Raw genomic sequence first — 22,034 nt, forward strand, 5'->3', positions numbered from 1 at the left:
TAATAAAAAAACACCTTGCATAAGGTGTTTTTTTACTTTAGCGGACAGACGAGACAATAATCAAGGCTCTCTGATTTTTTCTCAAGCTTATAATACATACAGCAAGTCTTTCGATTTGATGTGTCTAGCAAACTTTCATCTAAATTTAAGCTGTGCTGAAAAGGATTTTGCTTCGCTCCGAAAAGATCACCCGATGCCTTCTTCAGAAACAAATAATCCTCCCGTACGCGCTCTTTCATTTTAGGCTCTTCCGTTTCTCGCATCATGCTACGGTAAAGAGAATTGATACGTACCGCTACATTTTCCCATAAAATCGAATACGGAAGTCTTGAAGTACGTTTCAATACATCTAAAAGAGGTGTGACACACTGCGTAAATAGCATGCGGACGACCTGTTCTCTCCACTCATGACGATCTCCTTCTAACTGAACAAATGAACAGAGCGTTTCATCTAGCTCAATTTTACGATCTTCTCTAAAGACACACGCCTCTGGTGAAAACCGGTAGACAGCATCATACATTGTCATCAAGTACAAAGTAGAACTAACAGCTAAATAGGCATAGCGTTTTGAAAACATGGACGCCGCCACTGCTATATTCGGTGCATGCATCGCTTCCTTTTCAGCTTCTAATAAACGTCTGATAGATGCTTCTGAAAAAAGCGCAGCCAGTGTGCGATCAGATGTCATTGGTCCATTTGTGATGTGTACCCCGAAATCAAGTAATTCTCTCTCAACCCACTCTGGCTTCATATCAAAACCCCCATCTTTCGTTTAACGATTTCGCTGTTGATATAACAAATAAATAAAGAACGGTGCACCAATTGCCGCCGTAAAAACACCTGCCGGGACATCTAACGGGAGAAAAGCCGTTCTCGCAACTAAGTCTGCCAGCATCACGAGAATACTTCCAACAAGCGCAGATGCTGGAACAAGCGCAATAAAGGAACGACCGATGATCATCCTTGCCACATGTGGCGCCATCAGTCCGACAAATTCAATACCACCTGCGAATGCAACGGCAATACCGGCTAATGTCACACTCATCAGTAGAAAGAATAACCTTTTTGCCTGTACTTTCACCCCGAGACCTGTTGCAAGATCATCTCCAAGCTCCTTTACATTCATCGTTCTTGCCAGCACCATGACAATCGGTAAAATAATCAATACCCAAGGAAGCATTGCGATGACGTCCTTCATTGTAGAACCATATAAACTGCCCGTCAGCCAGATGTATGACTTGGTCGTGGTCATCGTATCGCTGAGCACAAGAGTAAACGTCACACACGCCTTCATAATGGCGGAAATCCCAATCCCCATCAAGACGAGCGTGATCGGCTTGACGCCTTTTTTCCATGAAAGCAAATAAATCAGGCATGATACCGCAAAAGCGCCTGCAATGGCCCACAACGACTGATAAGCAATAGGCACAGTGCCCATCCAAAAGACGATGAACATAATAGCGCCAAACGACGCACCGCTCGTAATTCCTATGATGTCAGGCGATGCAAGCGGATTTCGAATGAGACCTTGTAAAATAAGCCCCGATACCGCAAGTGCCGCTCCCACTAAAACCGCAAGCAGGGTCCTTGGAATCCTCAACGTATTTAATACAAACGTATTTCCCTCGCCTTGTCCGAAGATATGCAGCAGCACATCAGCAGGCGGAATAAAGCGGCTGCCCATACAAAGGCTCAGAATAAATAAACCAAAGGCAACGCCTGTCAATAATAGTAAAATCAAAAACGTCCGCTTTGAAAATTGAAATGAAATGCGCCCGCCCTTTGAACGCACTGTATATGTTTTAGCCACCTGTCTTCAACCCCTTGCGCACGAGATAAACAAATAGAGGCGCTCCAGCTACCGCCGTCATGACACCAATCGGTACTTCCTGCGGCATGATCAGAAAACGAGCGGCAAGATCTGCGACAAGTAAAAGCGACGCCCCTACAACGGCACAATACGGCAGTACCCAGCGGTGGTCAGGTCCAACAAGCTTTTTCACAATATGCGGCACAAGAAAACCAACAAATCCAATGGATCCTGCGACAGCGACGGAACCTCCTGCTAAAAAGACGACAAGTACCCCCATCGTGATTTTCAGCAGCAGTGTACGCTGGCCAAGCCCTTTTGCAATATCATCACCCGATAAAAGGACATTGATCGAGCGGCCAAGAAGCAGCGCCACAATAGTCGCACCTAGAATATAAGGCAAAACAGGAATTAACATATCAATGCTTCTTCCAGACACTGAACCAGCCATCCAAAACAGGATACTTTGAATCGACTGTTCATTCACGATTAAAAGACCTTGTGTAAAGGACGCAAATAGGGCAGATATCGCCGCACCTGCGAGTACAATTTTGACCGGTGTCAGTCCGTCTCTTCCAATGGAGCCTAGAAGAAAGACGAGCATACCTGCAATGGCAGCGCCTAAAAAGGCCGTCCACATATAACCTGTTAACGACTCGGTAGAAAAGAAAACAATCGAAATCACAATAAAAAAGAGTCCACCTGCATTAATACCTAAAAGATCTGGTGCAGCCAGCGGATTTCTCGTCAATGCCTGCATGAGTGCACCTGAAATTGCTAGACTTGATCCAACAACCGTCGCAATTAAAGCTCTTGATAATCTGGATGTCATGACAATCACACTGTTTGGATCTGACTCATCAAACTGAAGAAACGCATGGATGGTGGCTTTGAGGGAAATTGAGGTTTGCCCAAGAGAAATACTGAGCATAAAAAAGACCAACATCAACACGATGAATCCAGCAAATAGCAGTGCCTTGCTCGAATCCTTTTTTAATAAACTTCTCATCTGATTCCCGCTTTCAATCTGTTATGGAAAAAGGAGAAAATGGTTTTTCACATTTTCTCCTCTGCTACACTTATTTATCAAGCCCTAGACGATCATAAATATCATCAAGCATCATGTTTGCAGCGGTGATACCGCCAGCCATGTTCCAAGTGATTTCATCGACTTTATGCACTTGTTTCGCTTTCACTGCGTCAAGCTGCTTCCATAAAGGATGACTTGTCCACTCTTTATATGCTTTTTCAACTGCTTTATCCTGATCATCCATGAAGTAATAGATCACATCTGCATCCATTTGTGGAATGCTCTCTTTGTCTGTAAGTGTAATGATATCTTGCTTTTTATCTTTGACATTTTTAGGACCTTCAAAGCCTAGCTCTGTTAAAATTGAACCTGCAAACCCAGTTTGATAGATTCTTGCATGATCTGCACGGAAGTTCACCACAGACACACTCATTGGCCAGTTTTTAATGTCTTTCTTTGCTTTTTCTTTGAAGTCAGCGACACGGTCATCCCACTTCGTCAGCAATTCTTTCGATTTGTCTTGCTTGTTTAACGCTTCACCCATTAAATTCACTGTGTCTTTAAAAGTGAACACTGTTTCTGTTGCAACAGTTGGAGCGATTTCTTTCAGCTGATCAAAAATTTGCTCGTGACGGATTTTTGATGCAATGATCAAATCTGGCTTCAGCTTTTCAATTTCTTCTAAGTTTGGTTGTGTTTCCTGCCCAACAATTTTGACACCCTTTAAATCATCTCTTAAATATTTATACGTAGGTGCTTCAAGCCAAGATTCTACAACACCCACTGGTTTAATGCCCATAGCGACGGCTGCATCAGTTGCTCCTTGATACAACGTCACTACACGTTTAGGCGATCCTTTAATTTCAGTTGAACCGATAGCGCTTTCAACGGTTCTTGTTTTCTCATTACTATCTGACTTGCCTTCGCTGCTATTACTGCCACAAGCCGCAAGTAATACGATGGAGAGCACAACTAGTAGCGACCAAAAAGATTTTTTGAACATGTACCTCACCTATCCATTCTATATGTAGTCATATCATTTGATAACGATTCTCATTATCACACTATGATTTTATCATAGAAAAGGATGGTGTCAATGTAAATTTTTAAGAAAAAGGTAGAGTGTTGACTAGTTGTTCAGGTTAAATGGAACTTTTCCACATTTGGATGGTACGCCCAATCTTTTTTCCCGATTCTAGTAAAATGGACAAATGAGTATGGTTTTCTATCACTTGGTAAACAGATTGATTTTTCACCTGCTGATTTGGAAGCGCCAGATATGGATGAAATTTGTCTACGTCGTATAACTCATCCTCGCTTCCAACAAACATGCCATAAGGCTGGTCCAGCCTTGCAAATTGTTTTTGAGGTGCAGATGGCGTTAAGGCAAGAGACATATTGATGGTAATGCCTGTTAAAAGAAGTGGATCTTGTGCAATCACCCATGCTGGGTAGTGAAATCGTACAGCTTCTGAATGCCCCATCAGCCTTCCTTTTGTCATCGCAGATAGCACGAATTTCCAAACTTGAACTGTGGCAAAAGGGACTTGATTAGACTTCGCTGTGTCAGATTTGTAGCCAAATTCAGGAGCAATAAAAAAGTAACCGTCTACTTTTCTTTTTTCATCCCAAGATAGATATTGAAGCAGCAATCCAGCTCCAGAGGAATGACCACAAAGATAAAGTGCTCCTTCGTGCTGCTGTTTGATGACATCCACAACTTGCGAAATATCTTGCCACACGTCAGTGACTTTGGGTGTATCCTCCTTCTTTCCTTCAGAATATCCGTGGCCTCTCAAATCCAGCAAAAACACATTCACGTGAAAATCATGTTGCAATGTATAGGCGATATGCTCATAACCAGCCAAGCTGTGAGCGCCTCCGCCATGAATGATGATCACATTGGTCTGCGTGTTTGTTTCTGATAAAAACGGATAATAAGCAAGACGTATGCCGTCATGTGATTGAATGAACTGTCTTTCTGGAATAGCTACAGGAGCTACTTCCTGCATACTTGTAAATGAAAACGGTTCTGTTTCGTTCATAATTAACTTTTGATCCTCCAATTAGAAACGAGAATGGCTAGAGCATTGCTGGCCATCCTCATGTTCGCATCCTATTTTGTCATATCCCTCAAAGGGAACGTCTTACTCTCAATAATAGCGACAATTTGTTTTAACGCTTGGTTCGCTTCGGGAATAGGGAAGACAGGAAAGACGTGATTCATTTTTGGGTATTCGATATAGTTGATGGGAACACCCTGCTTGTCCGCCATCTCTTTGAATTTCCGGGCATCTGGGAGAAAGAATTCATGAGTGCCAATAAAAACAGAAATTCGTCCTAACGATTTGATTTCTCCATAGATTGGACTGATCAAATGATGTGTTTCATCTGTATTACCTGCATAGGCTTTGCCCGATTCGATTAGTAAATCTAGGTTGAGCATTGGCTCTTTTGGAACCATTTTAGCGATATCAGGATTACTTAATGTCACATCAAGCCATGGTGATAATAGAATCAAGTTTCCAGGCTGCGGAAGACCTTTTTTTGCTAAGTATTGAGCAAAGGCCAACGATAAACCGCCGCCAGCAGAATCACCCATGATGACGATTTCTTCTGGTGTTCCTTTTTCTAAAAGAGCTTGGTAAACTGGGAGAACACTCTCGATTGCATCCATATACTGATGATTCGGTGCTTTAGGATAAACTGGCACATACACCGTACTATTTAATTGCTTCGTCAATCGATCCAAGAAACGCCAATGCCATACGAGCGGCTGCTCAATATAGCCTCCTCCATGTAAAAATAGCACCTGATGATCATCTGGCTGCACATCTGATTTCAACATGTACGTATCGACTGAAAACGTGCTGCTTTTGGTGATGTGATATTTCTTTTTCAACTTCTCAGGCAGCACATAAGGTAATTGATTCGCCATTCTTCGTTCTTCTAAATACCCCTCAACATTTAGTTTCTTCTTTGTAAGTACAAGTAACCATTCAACAAACAAACTTTGAATACTTCGCATACGATCGACCCCTATAGATAGAATGATGACAATCAATGTCTAGGAAAAGAATGGTTTCTCTTTTTCTAAAGCATAACATAAGAACTTGTGAATCCGTTAACTGCTTTGGACAGAATACTTTTTCTATACATCTATTCATTTATGAACACCTGTCTATTTATATTATATTTTCTAGATCCATCATCATCAATTGTCAATCTTTCAATCATTGTTCATTAATCAACACATATTCAAAAACTGTTCATTTAAACACAAAAAAGACGAGTGTTGACCACTCGTCCTTCTTCTTCCTCACTTCACTTCCTCATGCTCATGAGCAGTATCTCTTTTGCTCGCGATAAAGAGTGCACAGGTCATCGCAAGAATGGCCAGTGCCCACCAGAATGTCGATACGGCCTGTTCATGATCAATGATAATCAAACGGATGACAGCTGTGATGCCAATATAAATAAAATAACGTAGCGGAAAATGAAAGTTGGATTTAAAGTATTTAATAATTAAGGCAATAAACTCAAAATACATAAAGAAGATCAGCAGCTCGCCAAGCATTCCATAATAGCTTTCTCCTTTGTTAAACAATGTTTTATAGACGAATTGCACGATGTACCATGTTTCACTAATTAAGAGTACGCTTAGCGCAATCGCTAGAAAGAACAGGCAGATATTCAGAAGGGCTTGCAGAAGATCAGGTACCTTTTGGAAATTGTTGAATCGTTTCATCAGATTGTTTCCCCATTCCATGATGTTGTTTTTGCTCTCTACATTTTGGTATTCCAAAATCGCAGCACGATGTAGTAGGTATCGTTCTTTTCTACACTTTCAAACTGTCCATGCATTCGGGACATCATCCGCTTGATGCTTCGTTCCCCGAGTCCATTGCTTTCCGGTATGATGTCTGTCTTTTTTATCGCATTGCTCACATGGATTTCAAAGACATTTTGGTCGGATAAAAAAGTGATCTGAATGTCCTTTTCAGGATCTGCGTATTTACGTAAATTTGACATCACATTATCAAACACTCTGCCAAGTTCCTCGACGTTTACGTTAAAATAGCTATCCGGCATTTCGCCTACAATAAGGACCGTGAAATTCTCCTGATGCAGCAGGGCGACCTGATCTGATAGAAGATCATAAATCACTTCTTTCACTGCAACGGTTTCAAGCTCTGACTCGTGCTCTTTATCCAGCAGGAAATAGGCAAATAGATTGTCAGACAGATTCTTTAATTGCAGGGCTTTTCCATACGCACTCGCTATATATTGCTCCTTGCGGGTATCCGCTAGAGCCTCCTCTTTTTTCGCAAATTCCAGATTCATGATGAGTGATGTCAGCGGGGTCCTCATATCATGCGACATTTCGGTCACTAAACTGCGGCTCTCTTCCTGCAGATCATCAATGGCCTGAAGCTTGTCCAAAAAGGCTGTTCTTAAATCCTCAATGCTCTTTGCAATCATGGCCAACTCATCATGCCCCTTCACTGTCATCTCATAATCGAGCTCACCGCCTTCAAGAATATGAATCTCTTCACGGATCGTTTGCAAGTAACGTAGGCTTCGGCGAATGCCAACAAGCACAATCAGGAGAAAAATGAGTGTTGCACCAAGCAGTTCTAGTGTAAAGGCGAGATCGTGATATCGAGAGGAGTAAAACCCGTCTACCATAACCCTACCTTCTCCATCGCTAAATTGAACCGGGTAAGAATGACGCTTTGCGTAGTCGGTCACCTTTTCTTTCCCATAGGCCGATTCGTCAGCGGCAGAGTAAATCGAGTCATATTGAAGCACTTCATCCTTGTAAACAGTGAGATTAATATAATCTTCTTTTTTCACCCACTCACCGAATGCTTTTCGATCCGTTGAAGTCAGCTCATGTTCTGAAACGTAGCGGCTGAATGTTTGAATGTATCTGGCTGACTCTGCCTGATCATACTCATCTGAACTCAAATATCCTTCGATCAGGTGATCGGTGATCTTTTGCAGTGTCAAAAAGACAACACCACTTACGATAGCAGCGACCAAAATGAGCAGTGACAGCTTTTTGGTCAGCGTATATTTACGATGTGCCAAACCGGTATCCTCTCCCCCATTCTGTTTTGATATACACGGGACGAGCCGGGTCATCTTCAATTTTGGCACGCAGCTTTCGGATATGCACCATGACCGTATTGTTTGAACAATAAAAATAAGGCTGGCCCCACACGCTTTCATAAATATTTTGAGCAGAGAATATTTTGTTTCGTTTGTTCATGAGCAGTTTTAATATCCGATATTCTAAATCAGATAACTTGATTTGCTGCCCATTTTTCCACACTTCATTAAATTCTTCACTCACCTTCAGGCTACCGCCAACTAAATAGGTTTCTTCCTGTTCCTTTTTTTCCTGATAGATGGTATATCTGCGCAATTGCGCCATGACCCTAGCGTGAAGCTCCTCTTCTGAAAAAGGTTTTGTCATATAATCATCTCCGCCAGCGAGTAGTCCTTCGGTTTTATCCCATGTACTAGATCTGGCGGTCAAAAATAAAATTGGCACATTTGAGGTGGCTCTTATTTGCTGGCACGTTTCGATCCCAGAGATACCCGGCATCATAACATCCAAAATCACCAAATCAAGCGAATCATCTACAACATACAATGCCTGCTTGCCATTCATGGCTCTCAGCACCTCATACCCTGCACGTGTCAGAGATTCCTGCAAAAGATCACCGATCTCCTGATCATCCTCTACAACTAATATTCGATGGGTCATGTCTCAATCACCTCATCCTTCATGATGTTCATTCTTATATGTTATTACTATATATCATCTAGCTATGTGAAAAGATACACCATAAATCTTAAGTGTTTATGAATATGATCAATTGCCATCAAGTTGTCACATTTATTTTCAAAAAATTGGATCTTCATAAATGATTAAGAATTGACCTGTATATTGATTCATTGAAGGATTTATCTTTAGATCCAATACACGAAAAGGAGCATAGATATGAATGTAAACAAGGTAGAACACGGACAACCAATGAGTCTCAAAGAACGGGTGCATTTCTTGGACATCGTACGAGGATTCGCCTTAATGGGGATTATTTTGGTCAACTATTTTTTGATTGTGGATTCGGTCAAGGGATTTGAGATGGAGTCTAATGATGGTTTTCACCACATTGTGAATTGGTTTGCCTCGGGGAAATTCATTACGTTATTTTCTTTTCTATTCGGGGTTGGTTTTATGATATTTATGGATCGAGCCGCTCAAAAGGTGGACAGCCCGAACAAGTTGTTTGCTCGCAGATTAACCATTCTCTTAGGGATTGGTCTTCTGCATGTCACGTTTGTATGGATTGGAGATATTTTAACCTATTATGCTGTCGCGGGCTTTTTACTGCTTTTCTTTTACAAACGCACAGCCAAAACCATCCAGTACTGGCTCATCACACTCTTTGTGATTCAATTGCTCACGCCTCTTTTCACCATGCTGCTCAATACCATCAGTACAGGATCATCAGGCAAGCCGTATTTTGCCGATTTTGAATTGACCAGTCACAACAGTCTGACTTATTTAGCATCGATAGGTGACCGGTGGACGGATATGGTCACGATGGCTTCGAGCTCATTTTCCACCGTCTATTCCATGTTCTTCATGTTTTTACTTGGTGTGTATTTTGTGAAAATGTCGTTTTTCAAAAACATGGAGACGAAAAAAGCGATTTGGAATCGTATTTGGATGATTTGTACAATTGCTTTTCTTATCACACTAGCCAGTACGATTATGACAGCGGTCACCCCTTTTGAACATACGCCATGGATGAACATTGTCTCTGCACTTGAGCAAAATGGGGGATTGACTGGCAGTATGTTTTATATGAGTTCACTTGCGATGCTGTTTCTGCACATTCCTCAGCTGCGAGGTGCTTTAATGGTGTTCACCAAAGTCGGCCGAATGTCCCTGACCTGTTATTTGCTTCACTCCATTATTGGAACAATGCTATTTCTCAAGTACGGAGCTGGACTTGCCGATCATCTTTCACCGGCTGGCACGTTCTTCATGGCAATTGGCGTGTATGCCTTCCTTGTCCTTTTCAGTACGTTATGGTTAAAGCGATTTAAGTCTGGACCGATGGAATTTATCTGGCGTCAGCTGACGTATGGGAAGGTCAATGACCAATCGAAAACAAATACATTTCAGGCAGCGAAGTAGAAGTAATAGAAAAAGGGCGAATTACGACAGTTCGCCTTTTTTCATGTGTTGAGTTTTTGTGATTCAGATACAATCCGTTCATTTTATATATTGATCCATCATTTCTTGCAATTGAGTCAGATAACTTTCTTTTAATTCATCGGGGTATTCAATTTTCACATGTTTCCCAAATGAGATCAAATAGTGAGTCATATACGATAATTCTTCTTGGTTGTATCCCCCTACAATATAAGGCGTATCATCAATGGTCTCCAGTCTCATATTCGGATAATGATTCTTCAAAAACTTCTCTTTCCCTTGTTCCGTTAATCGACATTTAAAAGAGATATCATGATAAGTTTTTTCGTACTCGAGCTGCAGTGCTTTTAATTCTTCCTTCGTAAAAGTGTCTTTCGTTTCTTCTTCGATCATCATGTCCGTCATACAATCACATCTGTAGATGCCCCACTTTTTATTCTGAACATCATATGCTTCGGTAAACCAAATCCCATTTCGATAAAACAACTCAAGAAATTGTAGCCTGGTCCTTTTATGTTCATATTGAGTGTATGTCATCTTCACGATTTGATCTTCCATCATTGCCTGCAATATCAAATCCAAATGATTTTGTTCACTCACTGGCGCGACATGATAGTAATGAATCACATCCAAAATCTCCGTGATCCGATGTTTTCTCTCATCAGGCATTGTAGCAAACAGTTTTTGGCGAATCTGTGAGTAAGACTTTTTAAATGGTGTTGCTGACAACAGATCTAAGGCTTTAAGAGCGAAAAAAATGGCTTGAACTTCATCTATTTGAAAATAGATCGGAACCAATGGAGATTGATTCACGAGCCGATATCCTCCATGTCTGCCATTTTCAACATAAAAAGCTAAGCCCATGGACTCTAGCTCTTCCATATCTCTTAAAGCCGTACGTTTAGAAATGCCAAATTCAGTTTCTAAATCTTTTAATTGAAATGAATATTTATCACTTAAAAAAATAAGCTCTTGGTTTAAGCGTTCTGATTTTTTCATTTGATTTTCCTTCTGAAAAAGGTGACATGTTTTGTCACCTTTATATTTTATACTCAGTTTATCAAAAGAAAAGGAGCATGCATATGAAAACATTCATTATTAACGCACACCCTGATTTCACTCATCAAGAAAGTTATTCAAACAAACTGCAAACACTATTTTTAGAACAGTTTAAAAAAAGATTCCCTCATGAGGAGCCTACCATTTTACATTTATATGGAACTGAAATTCCTCGTATCGAAAAAGACCAGCTGCTACGTATTTGGGATAAGCAAGCATCTGAAAAATCATTAACAGCTGCGGAGGAAAAAATCGCCGCTTCTTCTGCTGCTTTATTGGCTCAATTCAAAGCACACCATCGAATCGTGATTGTATCACCTGTTCATAATTTCAATGTGACATCACGTATGAAAGATTATATAGATAATATCTTCATTGCTAGAGAAACGTTCAAATATACAGAAAATGGTTCAGTTGGTCTGATGACTGACGATTATCGTGTACTTTTGCTTCAAGCAAGTGGCTCAATTTTCACAAATAACGATCGATACACACCACTGGAATTTTCACATCATTACCTAAAAGAAATATTTCAAAACTTGATGGGGTTTCATCAATTTCATATAGTCCGGGCACAAGGAACAGCGATTTTAGATCAAAGGACTATCTTACAATCTGCATCTGATGATATGACGAAAACCTTAGATGCGTTTTATGCACCTCGTTAACCTCTATTTTTTCAAGACCCAGAACGAAAAATTTTGCTCACTTGTCATCAATCTTATTTTTTCGTTTTGGGGTGACTCCTATCTGCTAGTACAAATATTATTGGTGACTAATGCTGCCGTTTCACTCGGATGGCTAAGAGGGAAATGGTGGCCATACGGAACAAAATCAACCTTCCCAAGATGCGATGGCGCAGAATAGCCTCTGTCATACTCCCCCCAAATAATGTGTAGGTTATCCTTTGTGACTTCTTTAAAGTCACCTTGATCGGTTTTCAGTAGTAAATGGTTAAGCTGAACCGTCGTATTTAAAATTCTAGGAGAAGTAAAGCTGTTTCTGATTTTTTCAATATAATGTTTAGGGATGCTCTCCGTGCTTTCAAACAAACCATTTCTTAACACATAACGCTCTATCAAATGAGTCGTTGCCAATCTTAATGTCCATTTGTTCAGAAATTGAGGAACATGTAGTGATTTTGCCTTTTGTTTAGCAACAGGCGGCTGAAGTAAAGTGATGGAATACTTCTTATCTATGTACTTTTGTGCCAAAGCTTCTAGAAGAATATACGCACCGAATGAATGACCGATTAGATGTGCACCATTCGTCGCTTTCTCTATTACTTTTTTCACTACATTTAAATAGATATCTAGAAGATGTTTCTCTCGTTTAAATGGAGAACGCCCCAAACCAGGAAGGTCCAAAATCCATACAGGTTGACCTGTTTTCTCATGAAGCTCTTGTGCTAAAGGAAATAAATCTTCTCCATCACTCAATAAACCATGTAATAAAATAAACGGCTTCCCTTCTCCTTGTAATTGGTAAAGGGTGTTATTATCGCATAATGTTCGTTTAAATAAATGTTGGTGCTCACCATTTTGAGCCATCATTCGATAATCTAGATCAGCTACTACAGCAGGGAAAAATGTCATGACACTCGTCTTCTTAAACCAATCTTCTCCCATTATTTTTTTCACTGAAACATTTGAGAACGTTCGTTTTGTCATAAAATTCAATCCGTCAGAAGGAATGTTTGTGAGTTTACTTACACCACTCTTCATGATAGCTTTCATCAGTGGCAGTGGGACAGAGATGCTAGGTGCCTTCATATTCATATTTTCTGACATAATACTTAATAGTCCAGCAACGTTCTGATCGTGCTCTTTGTCTTCAACAAGTGTATATGTTTGAATAGCCGGCTGCTCCAACTTGAAAACCTGTACAATAAACTTCGCAAACTCATCGTTTGAAATAAGTGGTAACCGATAGTCCTTACCTCCAGGAATCACCGGCATGAGCCCTCTTCGCATACTCTTTACAAGCAAACCCAATCCTGCAATTTGCTCTGTACTCCCTGTTTGACTACTACCAACGACAGTTGGCGGATTAATGACAGAAAGAGGATAACCTACTGAAGATGCCTGTTGACGAATATAAAGATCTGCTAAAAACTTTGTTCTCTCATAAGGATTTTTTATTTTCAAGTAATCGTTTCCTTCTTCAAACACGTCGATGGCAATCTTGCTATTTTGATCATCAAAGGGACTCATATAACCGACAACATGGATAAATTGCTGCAAGCCCTTCAATTGATGAATACTTTTAGCTAATTCACCAATATATTTGGCACCATTTAAAAAGACGGAAGCTGCCTCTTTACTGGTTGCTTGAATATCCATGGGTCCTCCTGCGTGAATGATCACATCCGTTTTCAATACCCTCTCCTGATCTTCAGGACTTAGACCCAAATCAACTTTCGTCAAATCACCTTCAACAAAGTGCATCACTCCCTTTTTTAAAATGCCTCTTTCTTGAAAAATGCGTGTTGCTTTACTTTTCGACCTTACTAAAAGAAAAATGTTCACATCCTCTTTCGCTAATTCTTCGACTAATTGCTTTCCGATAAACCCTGTTCCACCAATTAAAAATACTGTTTTCATATGAGGTCTCCTTTTTAGTACTAAACAGTACTAATTTGATGTAAAAAAAATGCTTCTTTATCGAAGCAAGTTAAATAAATGATCTGCTGTTTTTGTGATAACAGTGGCATCCTTCAATGTTTCTGATATAAATAACGCTCCTTCAAGATTTGTCATAAAAAGTGATGCCACCTCATCAATCTGAATCGAATCTCTGAATTCCCCGTTCTCTACCCCTTGTTTCAGTAATAGAGAAACTTTCTTTTGTAATCCTGTGAAAAAAAGACCTATTTTTTCTTTTATATGTGTGGCCTGTGCAGGACTTTGAATATAAAGAGTAATAAATGGACAGCCGCCCTTATACTCTCTCGACTGAACTCCTTGTGATAATTGCTTTAAAAACAGTTGAATACGATCTTCAACTGAAAATTGGGACTGAGAAATTACGTCGTCTATTGCAGCTTGATACATATCAATCCAATAATCAACGACCCCTTCTAATAATTCCTCCTTATTAGAAAAGTGATAATACACATTAGACTTTGACACTTTGCTAACACGAACTAATTCGTCCATACTCGTATAAGCAAACCCTTTTTCTAAAAATAAAGTTGCAGCTACTTCAAGCACACGTTTTTGATTCATTAATTTTACCTTTGTCATATTTAGAACTATACAGTACTAATTTGAATGTGGCAAGTATTTATTTTGAATAAAGTTGATCTGAACCTCGAAGTTGTTAGCGGCCTTAAAGGTAAAATCATTTCTCCTTTAAAAGGTTCAAAACAAATGTTGTGAGAAAGTATTTCAGAGAAGTTTATAAAAGACATGCATTGAGCATAGCCATGCTGTAAACGTTTTGAATAAGAACTATGTATGGGAAAGGTTAAGACATTCTAGTATAAAAAACAACCGCAGACACGTATCTCCATGTCACCCAAAAATTGAGGACCAAAGGAATTGTATCTGCGGTATGTTCAATAATTAAATTTTGTGGGCGCTTTGTGGGTGCTTAATATAAATATAACGTCTAAACACCTTTAATCCCCTCTATATCAACGGTTAACCAATCGAACCTTCCATCTCGAACTTAATCAAACGGTTCATTTCAACGGCGTATTCCATTGGCAGTTCTTTTGTGAATGGTTCGATGAAGCCCATGACGATCATTTCTGTTGCTTCTTCTTCAGAAATTCCGCGGCTCATCAAGTAGAATAGCTGCTCTTCTGATACTTTTGATACCTTCGCTTCGTGCTCTAATGAAATGTTGTCGTTTAAGATTTCATTGTAAGGGATCGTATCAGATGTTGATTTGTTATCCATGATGAGTGTATCACACTCGATGTTTGAGCGTGCACCCTCTGCTTTGCGTCCGAAGTGAACGATTCCGCGGTATGTGACTTTACCGCCTTGTTTGGAAATCGATTTCGATACGATCGTTGAAGATGTGTTTGGTGCAAGGTGAATCATTTTTGCACCTGCATCTTGGTGCTGACCTTTACCTGCTAGGGCAATACTTAATGTCATACCACGAGCGCCTTCACCTTTTAGGATAACCGCTGGGTATTTCATTGTCAGCTTAGAACCGATGTTTCCATCAATCCATTCCATTGTTGCATTCTCTTCACATACTGTACGTTTTGTCACAAGGTTGAAGACGTTGTTTGCCCAGTTTTGAATCGTCGTATAACGGCAGTAGCCGCCTTTTTTCACGATGATTTCAACAACCGCACTATGAAGTGAGTTTGTTGTGTAAACTGGAGCTGTACAACCTTCTACGTAATGCACGTGTGCGCCTTCATCAACGATGATCAGTGTACGTTCGAACTGACCCATGTTCTCAGAGTTGATTCGGAAGTATGCTTGAAGTGGTGTATCTACTTTTACGCCTTTTGGTACGTAGATGAATGAACCACCAGACCATACAGCCGAGTTAAGCGCAGCAAATTTGTTGTCAGTCGGAGGAATGACTTTTGCCCAGTGCTCACGGAAGATGTCTTCGTTCTCTTTTAATGCACTGTCTGTATCTTTAAACACAATGCCTAGATCTTCAAGATCTTGCTTCATGTTGTGATACACAACTTCAGATTCATACTGAGCAGATACACCTGCTAAGTACTTTTGCTCTGCTTCAGGGATTCCAAGCTTATCAAAGGTTTGTTTGATTTCTTCTGGTACTTCATCCCAAGAACGCTCAGAGCGTTCTGATGGTTTTACGTAGTACGTAATTTCATCAAAGTTTAATGCATTTAAATCTCCGCCCCATTGTGGCATCGGCATGTTGTAAAAGTGCTCAAGAGATTTCAAACGGAAGTCGAGCATCCACTGAGGCTCTTCTTTCATACGAGAAATTTCTTCAACGATCTCTTTTGTCAGTCCGCGCTCTGAACGGAAAATGGAAACGTCTTTATCAGAAAAGCCGTATTTATATTCACCAACATCTGGCATTTTTTTAGCCATCCATTTTCACTCCAATCTTATGATTTGCCGTTATCTTCGGCAGATGCGCCTTTTTCAAGCGCCTTCCAGGATAATGTTGCACATTTGATGCGCGCTGGGAATTTTGCGACTCCCTGCAGCGCCTCAATGTCACCAAGATCAATGGAATCGTCGTATTCTTTTCCTAGCATCATATCGGAGAAAATCTGAGACATTTTCAAAGCTGTTTCAATATCTTTCCCTTTAATCGCCTGCGTCATCATAGAGGCAGATGCCATCGAAATCGAGCATCCTTCTCCTTCAAATTTCGCATCGATGACTTTTTCGTCTTCGATTTTCATCGTGAGACGAATGCGGTCACCACACGTAGGGTTGTTCATATCGACGACAATGCTGTCGTTTAACACACCTTTGTTTCTCGGATTTTTATAATGATCCATAATCACTTGTCTGTACAGTGTGTCTAAGTTTACATTAAAAGACATTCGTAAAATACTCCTTTGTCTTACGGAGCGCTGCCATGAGCTCGTCAATCTCCTCTTCTGTATTGTACAGATAGAAGCTTGCTCTTGCAGTCGCTGATACACCAAGCCATTTCATGAGCGGCTGTGCACAGTGATGTCCAGCACGAATGGCGACACCTTCCGTATCTAGAACAGTTGAGGCATCATGAGGATGGACGTCGTCTAAGTTAAACGTCACAAGTCCAGCTCGGTGCTGCGGTCCGTAAACCGTGGCACCTTCAAGCTCCTTAAAGCGCTCAAGTGCATAAGTCGCAAGCTGATGCTCGTAACGGCTGACTTCCTCCATTCCGATGTCATTTAAGAAATCAATCGCTTTTCCGAGCCCAATTGCTCCTGCAATAATCGGTGTTCCCGCTTCAAATTTCCACGGCAGCTCTTTCCATGTAGAATCATATAGATCCACAAAGTCGATCATTTCACCGCCAAACTCAGCAGGCTCCATATTATTCAAAAGGTCCTTCTTCCCGTAAAGAACACCAATGCCAGTCGGTCCACACATTTTATGCCCAGAGAAGGCGAAAAAGTCGCAATCCAAGTCCTGAACATCAATTTGCATGTGCGGGGTGCTCTGGGCACCATCGACGACGATAATTGCACCGTGATCGTGAGCAATCTTTGCGATGTCTTTAATTGGGTTGATGGTTCCTAATACGTTTGAGACATGTGTGACAGCAACGATTTTCGTTTGATGTGTGATGGTTTGCTTCACATCTTCAAGCGACAGCGTGCCGTCTTCCTGTAACGGAATATATTTCAATGTGGCGCCAGTTGCTTTTGCTGCCTGCTGCCAAGGGATGATATTCGCATGATGTTCCATATGCGTAATGACGATCTCATCGCCTTCTTTAAGGTTTGCTCTAGCATAGCTGATTGCCACTGTGTTCAGTGCTGTTGTTGTACCTCTAGTAAAAATAATCTCCTGGACAGAAGAAGCGCCAATGAATGCTCGAACTTTCTCTCTTGCACCCTCGTATGCGTCCGTTGCTCTTGTGCCAAGGGTATGAACACCCCGGTGGACGTTCGAGTTGTAAGACCGGTAATACTCATTCATTGCATCAATGACAACTCGTGGTTTTTGAGATGTCGCTGCACTGTCCAAATACACCAAATCATGTCCGTTCACTTGCTGATGAAGGATTGGAAACTGCTCACGAACGTCTTTGATATTCATTATTTTACTTTCCTTTCAATCACAGAAACGAGCTGCTTTTTAACTCCTTCAATCGGCAGTTCTTTGACGACTGGATTTAAGAAGCCATAAATGACAAGTCTTTCTGCATCTTCTTTGGAAATCCCACGGCTCATGAGGTAATAAAGTTGAATTGGATCAACACGCCCAACAGAAGCAGCGTGCCCTGCTGTTACATCATCTTCATCGATTAAAAGAATTGGGTTAGCGTCACCGCGTGCTTTCTCACTCAGCATGAGAACACGAGATTCTTGCTCTGCATTTGACTTCGTTGCGCCATGCTCGATTTTACCAATCCCGTTAAAGATAGAAGATGCTTGATCCTTCATGACACCATGCTTCAAGATATACCCTTCAGAGTTTTTACCGAAGTGGATGATGCTTGTTGTGAAGTTTTCCGTTTGATTCCCGCGGCCAACAACAACTGATTTTGTATCACCGAATGTACCGTCGCCCATAAGCTTCGTGATGTTTTCAGACACGACATCTCCATCATTCATCAGACCAAGCGCCCATTCGATTTTACTGTCACGACCATTTGCCATACCACGTCTATTCACATAGACTGTCACACCTTCTGCAAGGTTATCCACTGCACCGTAAGTGACGCGGGCATTTGCACCTGTGAAGACTTCAGACACGATATTGAAGATCGCTTCTTCTGGTGTTGCCGTACTGATGTAGTTTTCGACATATGTCACAGCACTATGATCGTCTGCTACAACGATGACATGGTTGAACAACGTTGTTTCGTCATTTTCATGAAGATAAACGGCTTGAATGGGTGCGTCAAGCTCTACGTTTTTCGGTACATAGAGGAAAGCTCCGCCATTCACTAATGCAGCATGTAGAGCTGTTAGTTTGTGCTCATCCACTTTCACTGCATTTGTCATGAAATATTTCTTCACTAGGTCTCCATGTTCGCGAATCGCTGTATGGATATCAGTGAAGATCACGCCTTTGTCTTTTGCTTCCGTAGAAAGAGACAAGTATGCTGGCGTTTGATCACGCTGAATGTAGACTGTCTTATCTGTGTCCTCTAAATCAATAAGAGACTTCACTTCTTCAGGAAGCTCTTCTAAAGATCCAAATGGCGCACTTTCGACTGTATGCTGTTTGAAATTGGTTAAATTCCATTTAGAAATATTCGTTTTGTCAGGCTTTGGCATTGGAAGGTCTTCTGCTTTTTCAAGAGCCTGTAAGCGAAGGGAACTCATCCATGCCGGTTCCTGATGCTTCTCGGAGAAGCTTTTGACATAATCTTGATCTACTGATAATTTCGTTTCTAATGTCATCAATAATCCTCCTAACGCTTACGCTTCTTGACCAACAGTTTCGTCTTCAATTCCTAACTCTTTTTTAATCCAGTCATAACCTTCTGCTTCTAGACGCTGCGCGAGTTCTGGTCCGCCAGATTTCACAATACGTCCTTGCATCATGACATGAACGTGATCTGGTGTGATGTAGTTCAATAAACGCTGATAGTGAGTGATCATTAAGCAGCCGAAGCTTTCGCCGCGCATTTTATTAATTCCTTTAGAAACAACTTTCAGCGCATCGATATCAAGACCAGAATCGATTTCGTCAAGAATGGCGATTTTTGGTTCAATCATCATTAATTGAAGAATTTCGTTGCGTTTTTTCTCCCCGCCTGAGAAACCTTCGTTTAGGTAGCGCTGTGCCATATCTGGGTCCATTTCAAGGAATTCCATGTTTTCGTCCATTTTGCGGATGAATTTCATGAGAGAGATTTCATCGCCTTCTTCTCTGCGTGCGTTAATAGCCGAACGAAGGAAGTCTGCATTTGTCACACCACTAATTTCAGATGGATATTGCATTGCAAGGAAAAGACCCGCTTGAGCGCGCTCATCTACTTCCATTTCAAGAACATCTTCGCCATCAAGCAAGATGCTGCCTTTTGTCACTTCATACTTAGGGTGGCCCATGATAGCAGCAGATAAAGTAGATTTACCTGTTCCGTTTGGTCCCATTACTGCGTGGAATTCTCCACCTTTTATTTCTAGGTTTACACCTTTTAAGATTTCTTTCCCTTCAATCTCAACGTGCAAGTCCTTAATTGTTAATGTCGAAGCAGTCATATATCGATACCTCCAAAATAATCATTATTCTCAATTTATTCTCATTCTAATTTTATAACAAATTAAAAGTGAATACAACACATTCACGACAAGCGTGAGAGGATGCTCTCAAAATTCTAACAAAAAATACAGGTAGATAAAAGGATTTATGTCGAAAAGACAGTTTTCATAAAGAAAGGACGGGAAACTATTCTCCCCGTCCCTTAGCTATTTAATAGCCTTGTATATTCATTTTTGCGAGCTGCCTTTTCTCATCTCGATAGGACTGCTCTCGTTTATATTCCACTTTCATCCTTAAGTCATGGTCTCTTTCGTACTCTGCATAGCTCATGCCATGAGCTTTATGCATGGCCTTTTCCATCTCGGCGGTATAATCCAATCCCAGTGTACTATGGTCCGAACAAATAATAAACCATTCCCTTCTTTGAGTGTAGCTTTATTGTATCAAAGACATGCGGCTTCACTCAAAAGGGATATAACACGCTATGCTGGCATATTTTCTCACACAACCGGCTGAGAACGACTCAACTCCCTGATATGGAAAAATACCATCTTATCCTTCCCTTAATGCGTCTGTCCTCCAAATTCGTCAATACATTGCTGAACAACTGTGATGCCTTGACTTAGCGCAGCACCGCCGCCAAACGCTGTCGCCACACTGACGACCTCTAGCAAATTCTCTTCTGTTGCGCCTTGATCGAGCGCTCCCTTTGTATGATAGATCATGCAATATTCATCCTGTGCATGAATGCTGATGCCGAGGGCAATCATTTGTTTTTCTTTTTGTGTTAATGAATCGCTCTGAAAGCACTGCTCCGTAAATTCATTGAATTTCTTGCCAAACACCGGCATTTTCTTCTGAAATTCACCCATTGCCGTTTTATAATCCGTCAGTGATTGCTGCATCGATCCGCTCATATGTTGTTCATTCATCTTCATTCCATCCCTTCAGGTCATTTGTTCGTTTTTATTATGAGCGAGATTTGAAAAAATACACAAAAAAACCTCGCTTTGATGAAAGCGAGGTTGCAGATGATTGACAAAGGGCTAAAATGATCTTTATTTTAGCCCTTTGTCTTCTTTTTTCAGCGTGATAGAAAACCTTTGCAGTCTAGGAAGGGCGAGTACCGGAGCAGAGCGAATTTGACATTCGTGAGCACCGGAGCGCAGACCTGACAACGAATGCAAGGGTTTGTCTACACGTTGAAACCTCGCTTTCATGAAAGCGAGGTTTACAAGTTGTTATTCAGATACAGGCAATACTGCACCATCATACTTTTTGTCGATGAATTCTTTGATTTTATCAGAGTGAAGAACTTCCATTAATACCTTGATCTTCTCTGATTTTTCGTCACCTTTGCGAACAGCGACGATGTTTGCATACGGGTTGTTTTTCGTTTGCTCAAGTTCAATTGAATCTTTTTTCGGATTCAATTTATTTTGGATCGCATAGTTAACGTTAATAAATACTGCATCGCCTTCACTGTTTTCATAAGCTTTCGCTGTTAGTTCAGGAGCGATTTTTTTGAATTTTAGGTTCTTCGGGTTTTCTTTGATGTTTTTGACTGTTGCGTTGATTGTATCTACTTTTGGATCAAGCTTGATCACACCAGCATTTTGTAATAGAGCAAGCATACGTCCTTGCTCAGCTACGTTGTTTGTCATGATGATCGTGCCGCCGTTTGGAATATCTTTTACTGATTTGTATTTCTTAGAGTAGATACCGAAAGGCTCAAGGTGAACAGCACCAGCACTTACTAGGTTGTAATCTTTGTTTGATTTATTTTCTTCGTTTAAGTAAGGGATATGTTGGAAAAAGTTCGCATCCACTTCTTTTTCAGCTAATGCTTTGTTGTACATTTTATAATCGCTCAGTACTTTCACTTTTAGATCGTAGCCTTTTTCTTTTAGAAGTGGTTTTGCTTCTTCAAGAATCTCGGCATGTGGTGTTTTTGAAGCGGCAACCGTGATGGTTTTGTTATCGCTTGCGTTATTTGATGAACCGCAAGCAGCTAAAATGCCTGCAAATGCTAGAAATAGTGCACTTAAAATCAATTTCTTCAT

Annotated in this window: 22 protein-coding genes; 2 read left to right on the top strand and 20 right to left on the bottom strand. The window is 40.8% G+C overall.

What is annotated here, in order from left to right; genetic code table 11:
• Positions 1 to 32: 32 nt before the first annotated feature.
• The 9 genes from MHH31_RS15070 to MHH31_RS15110 all read right to left on the bottom strand — a co-directional run bounded on the left by MHH31_RS15070 (position 33) and on the right by MHH31_RS15110 (position 8,617).
• Positions 33 to 752 (bottom strand): IucA/IucC family C-terminal-domain containing protein, encoded by a 720-nt coding sequence (locus MHH31_RS15070; protein WP_173408254.1) that lies wholly within the window; start codon positions 750 to 752, stop codon positions 33 to 35.
• A gap of 21 nt (positions 753 to 773) precedes the next feature.
• Positions 774 to 1,811: an iron ABC transporter permease gene (locus MHH31_RS15075; RefSeq protein WP_047945372.1), complete on the bottom strand. Its 1,038-nt coding sequence runs from the start codon at positions 1,809 to 1,811 to the stop codon at positions 774 to 776.
• On the bottom strand, positions 1,804 to 2,820 hold the full coding sequence (locus MHH31_RS15080) for an iron ABC transporter permease (protein ID WP_342494949.1): 1,017 nt from the start codon (positions 2,818 to 2,820) through the stop codon (positions 1,804 to 1,806). The genes MHH31_RS15075 and MHH31_RS15080 overlap by 8 nt, the downstream gene beginning before the upstream one ends.
• A gap of 70 nt (positions 2,821 to 2,890) precedes the next feature.
• Positions 2,891 to 3,844, bottom strand: a complete 954-nt coding sequence (locus tag MHH31_RS15085) for an iron-siderophore ABC transporter substrate-binding protein (RefSeq protein ID WP_007500381.1) — start codon at positions 3,842 to 3,844, stop codon at positions 2,891 to 2,893.
• 139 nt (positions 3,845 to 3,983) lie between these two features.
• A complete protein-coding gene (locus tag MHH31_RS15090) occupies positions 3,984 to 4,886 on the bottom strand; it encodes an alpha/beta fold hydrolase (RefSeq protein ID WP_342494950.1) in 903 nt (300 codons plus the stop codon).
• 71 nt (positions 4,887 to 4,957) lie between these two features.
• Entirely contained in the window at positions 4,958 to 5,869 is a 912-nt protein-coding gene (locus tag MHH31_RS15095) for an alpha/beta hydrolase (RefSeq protein WP_342494951.1), read from the bottom strand.
• A 291-nt stretch (positions 5,870 to 6,160) separates the two neighbouring features.
• Entirely contained in the window at positions 6,161 to 6,589 is a 429-nt protein-coding gene (psiE, locus tag MHH31_RS15100) for a phosphate-starvation-inducible protein PsiE (protein WP_008346998.1), read from the bottom strand.
• 38 nt (positions 6,590 to 6,627) lie between these two features.
• Positions 6,628 to 7,935, bottom strand: coding sequence for a HAMP domain-containing sensor histidine kinase (locus MHH31_RS15105; RefSeq protein ID WP_342461953.1), 1,308 nt, complete (start codon positions 7,933 to 7,935; stop codon positions 6,628 to 6,630).
• A complete protein-coding gene (locus MHH31_RS15110; RefSeq protein ID WP_024719771.1) occupies positions 7,922 to 8,617 on the bottom strand; it encodes a response regulator transcription factor in 696 nt (231 codons plus the stop codon). Before MHH31_RS15110 ends, MHH31_RS15105 begins: the two co-directional genes overlap by 14 nt.
• A gap of 237 nt (positions 8,618 to 8,854) precedes the next feature.
• Between MHH31_RS15110 and MHH31_RS15115 the strand changes: the two genes are divergently transcribed.
• Positions 8,855 to 10,060: a DUF418 domain-containing protein gene (locus MHH31_RS15115; RefSeq protein WP_342494952.1), complete on the top strand. Its 1,206-nt coding sequence runs from the start codon at positions 8,855 to 8,857 to the stop codon at positions 10,058 to 10,060.
• Positions 10,061 to 10,138: 78 nt separating this feature from the next.
• Here MHH31_RS15115 and MHH31_RS15120 read toward each other — a convergent pair whose 3' ends face one another.
• On the bottom strand, positions 10,139 to 11,077 hold the full coding sequence (locus tag MHH31_RS15120) for a WYL domain-containing protein (protein ID WP_342494953.1): 939 nt from the start codon (positions 11,075 to 11,077) through the stop codon (positions 10,139 to 10,141).
• Positions 11,078 to 11,160: 83 nt separating this feature from the next.
• Here MHH31_RS15120 and MHH31_RS15125 point away from each other — a divergent pair, with 83 nt between their 5' ends.
• On the top strand, positions 11,161 to 11,805 hold the full coding sequence (locus MHH31_RS15125) for an NAD(P)H-dependent oxidoreductase (RefSeq protein ID WP_342494954.1): 645 nt from the start codon (positions 11,161 to 11,163) through the stop codon (positions 11,803 to 11,805).
• Positions 11,806 to 11,883: 78 nt separating this feature from the next.
• Here the strand turns inward: MHH31_RS15125 and MHH31_RS15130 are convergent, their stop codons facing one another.
• From MHH31_RS15130 to metQ, 10 genes are all read right to left on the bottom strand, one after another.
• Positions 11,884 to 13,740, bottom strand: coding sequence for an alpha/beta fold hydrolase (locus tag MHH31_RS15130; protein ID WP_342494955.1), 1,857 nt, complete (start codon positions 13,738 to 13,740; stop codon positions 11,884 to 11,886).
• Positions 13,741 to 13,797: 57 nt separating this feature from the next.
• Entirely contained in the window at positions 13,798 to 14,364 is a 567-nt protein-coding gene (locus MHH31_RS15135) for a TetR/AcrR family transcriptional regulator (protein ID WP_342494956.1), read from the bottom strand.
• Between the two features lie 417 nt (positions 14,365 to 14,781).
• Positions 14,782 to 16,179, bottom strand: a complete 1,398-nt coding sequence (gene sufB / locus MHH31_RS15140; protein WP_007500362.1) for a Fe-S cluster assembly protein SufB — start codon at positions 16,177 to 16,179, stop codon at positions 14,782 to 14,784.
• 17 nt (positions 16,180 to 16,196) lie between these two features.
• Entirely contained in the window at positions 16,197 to 16,643 is a 447-nt protein-coding gene (sufU, locus tag MHH31_RS15145) for a Fe-S cluster assembly sulfur transfer protein SufU (protein WP_008347017.1), read from the bottom strand.
• Positions 16,633 to 17,853, bottom strand: coding sequence for a cysteine desulfurase (locus MHH31_RS15150; protein ID WP_035389339.1), 1,221 nt, complete (start codon positions 17,851 to 17,853; stop codon positions 16,633 to 16,635). The genes sufU and MHH31_RS15150 overlap by 11 nt, the downstream gene beginning before the upstream one ends.
• On the bottom strand, positions 17,853 to 19,166 hold the full coding sequence (gene sufD, locus MHH31_RS15155) for a Fe-S cluster assembly protein SufD (RefSeq protein WP_342494957.1): 1,314 nt from the start codon (positions 19,164 to 19,166) through the stop codon (positions 17,853 to 17,855). The genes MHH31_RS15150 and sufD overlap by 1 nt, the downstream gene beginning before the upstream one ends.
• 18 nt (positions 19,167 to 19,184) lie before the next feature.
• Positions 19,185 to 19,970, bottom strand: a complete 786-nt coding sequence (gene sufC / locus MHH31_RS15160) for a Fe-S cluster assembly ATPase SufC (RefSeq protein WP_007500355.1) — start codon at positions 19,968 to 19,970, stop codon at positions 19,185 to 19,187.
• A 211-nt stretch (positions 19,971 to 20,181) separates the two neighbouring features.
• The gene (locus tag MHH31_RS15165; protein ID WP_162835676.1) at positions 20,182 to 20,319 is read right to left on the bottom strand and encodes a hypothetical protein; all 138 of its coding nucleotides are present in this window, start codon (positions 20,317 to 20,319) and stop codon (positions 20,182 to 20,184) included.
• A 215-nt stretch (positions 20,320 to 20,534) separates the two neighbouring features.
• On the bottom strand, positions 20,535 to 20,903 hold the full coding sequence (locus MHH31_RS15170; protein ID WP_024719777.1) for a carboxymuconolactone decarboxylase family protein: 369 nt from the start codon (positions 20,901 to 20,903) through the stop codon (positions 20,535 to 20,537).
• Between the two features lie 309 nt (positions 20,904 to 21,212).
• Positions 21,213 to 22,034: a methionine ABC transporter substrate-binding lipoprotein MetQ gene (gene metQ / locus MHH31_RS15175; protein ID WP_007500351.1), complete on the bottom strand. Its 822-nt coding sequence runs from the start codon at positions 22,032 to 22,034 to the stop codon at positions 21,213 to 21,215.

The sequence above is a fragment of the Bacillus sp. FSL K6-1033 genome (genome assembly GCF_038630765.1).
GTDB classification, from domain to species: Bacteria; Bacillota; Bacilli; order Bacillales; family Bacillaceae; genus Bacillus; species Bacillus altitudinis.

Coding starts and splice junctions, on each gene's coding strand:
- MHH31_RS15070 (WP_173408254.1), bottom strand. CDS start 752: ATGAAGCCAGAGTGGGTTGAGAGAGAATTACTTGATTTCGGGGTACAC.
- MHH31_RS15080 (WP_342494949.1), bottom strand. CDS start 2,820: ATGAGAAGTTTATTAAAAAAGGATTCGAGCAAGGCACTGCTATTTGCT.
- MHH31_RS15085 (WP_007500381.1), bottom strand. CDS start 3,844: ATGTTCAAAAAATCTTTTTGGTCGCTACTAGTTGTGCTCTCCATCGTA.
- MHH31_RS15090 (WP_342494950.1), bottom strand. CDS start 4,886: ATGAACGAAACAGAACCGTTTTCATTTACAAGTATGCAGGAAGTAGCT.
- MHH31_RS15095 (WP_342494951.1), bottom strand. CDS start 5,869: ATGCGAAGTATTCAAAGTTTGTTTGTTGAATGGTTACTTGTACTTACA.
- psiE (WP_008346998.1), bottom strand. CDS start 6,589: ATGAAACGATTCAACAATTTCCAAAAGGTACCTGATCTTCTGCAAGCC.
- MHH31_RS15110 (WP_024719771.1), bottom strand. CDS start 8,617: ATGACCCATCGAATATTAGTTGTAGAGGATGATCAGGAGATCGGTGAT.
- MHH31_RS15115 (WP_342494952.1), top strand. CDS start 8,855: ATGAATGTAAACAAGGTAGAACACGGACAACCAATGAGTCTCAAAGAA.
- MHH31_RS15120 (WP_342494953.1), bottom strand. CDS start 11,077: ATGAAAAAATCAGAACGCTTAAACCAAGAGCTTATTTTTTTAAGTGAT.
- MHH31_RS15125 (WP_342494954.1), top strand. CDS start 11,161: ATGAAAACATTCATTATTAACGCACACCCTGATTTCACTCATCAAGAA.
- MHH31_RS15130 (WP_342494955.1), bottom strand. CDS start 13,740: ATGAAAACAGTATTTTTAATTGGTGGAACAGGGTTTATCGGAAAGCAA.
- MHH31_RS15135 (WP_342494956.1), bottom strand. CDS start 14,364: ATGAATCAAAAACGTGTGCTTGAAGTAGCTGCAACTTTATTTTTAGAA.
- sufB (WP_007500362.1), bottom strand. CDS start 16,179: ATGGCTAAAAAAATGCCAGATGTTGGTGAATATAAATACGGCTTTTCT.
- sufU (WP_008347017.1), bottom strand. CDS start 16,643: ATGTCTTTTAATGTAAACTTAGACACACTGTACAGACAAGTGATTATG.
- MHH31_RS15150 (WP_035389339.1), bottom strand. CDS start 17,853: ATGAATATCAAAGACGTTCGTGAGCAGTTTCCAATCCTTCATCAGCAA.
- sufD (WP_342494957.1), bottom strand. CDS start 19,166: ATGACATTAGAAACGAAATTATCAGTAGATCAAGATTATGTCAAAAGC.
- sufC (WP_007500355.1), bottom strand. CDS start 19,970: ATGACTGCTTCGACATTAACAATTAAGGACTTGCACGTTGAGATTGAA.
- MHH31_RS15165 (WP_162835676.1), bottom strand. CDS start 20,319: ATGCATAAAGCTCATGGCATGAGCTATGCAGAGTACGAAAGAGACCAT.
- MHH31_RS15170 (WP_024719777.1), bottom strand. CDS start 20,903: ATGAATGAACAACATATGAGCGGATCGATGCAGCAATCACTGACGGAT.
- metQ (WP_007500351.1), bottom strand. CDS start 22,034: ATGAAGAAATTGATTTTAAGTGCACTATTTCTAGCATTTGCAGGCATT.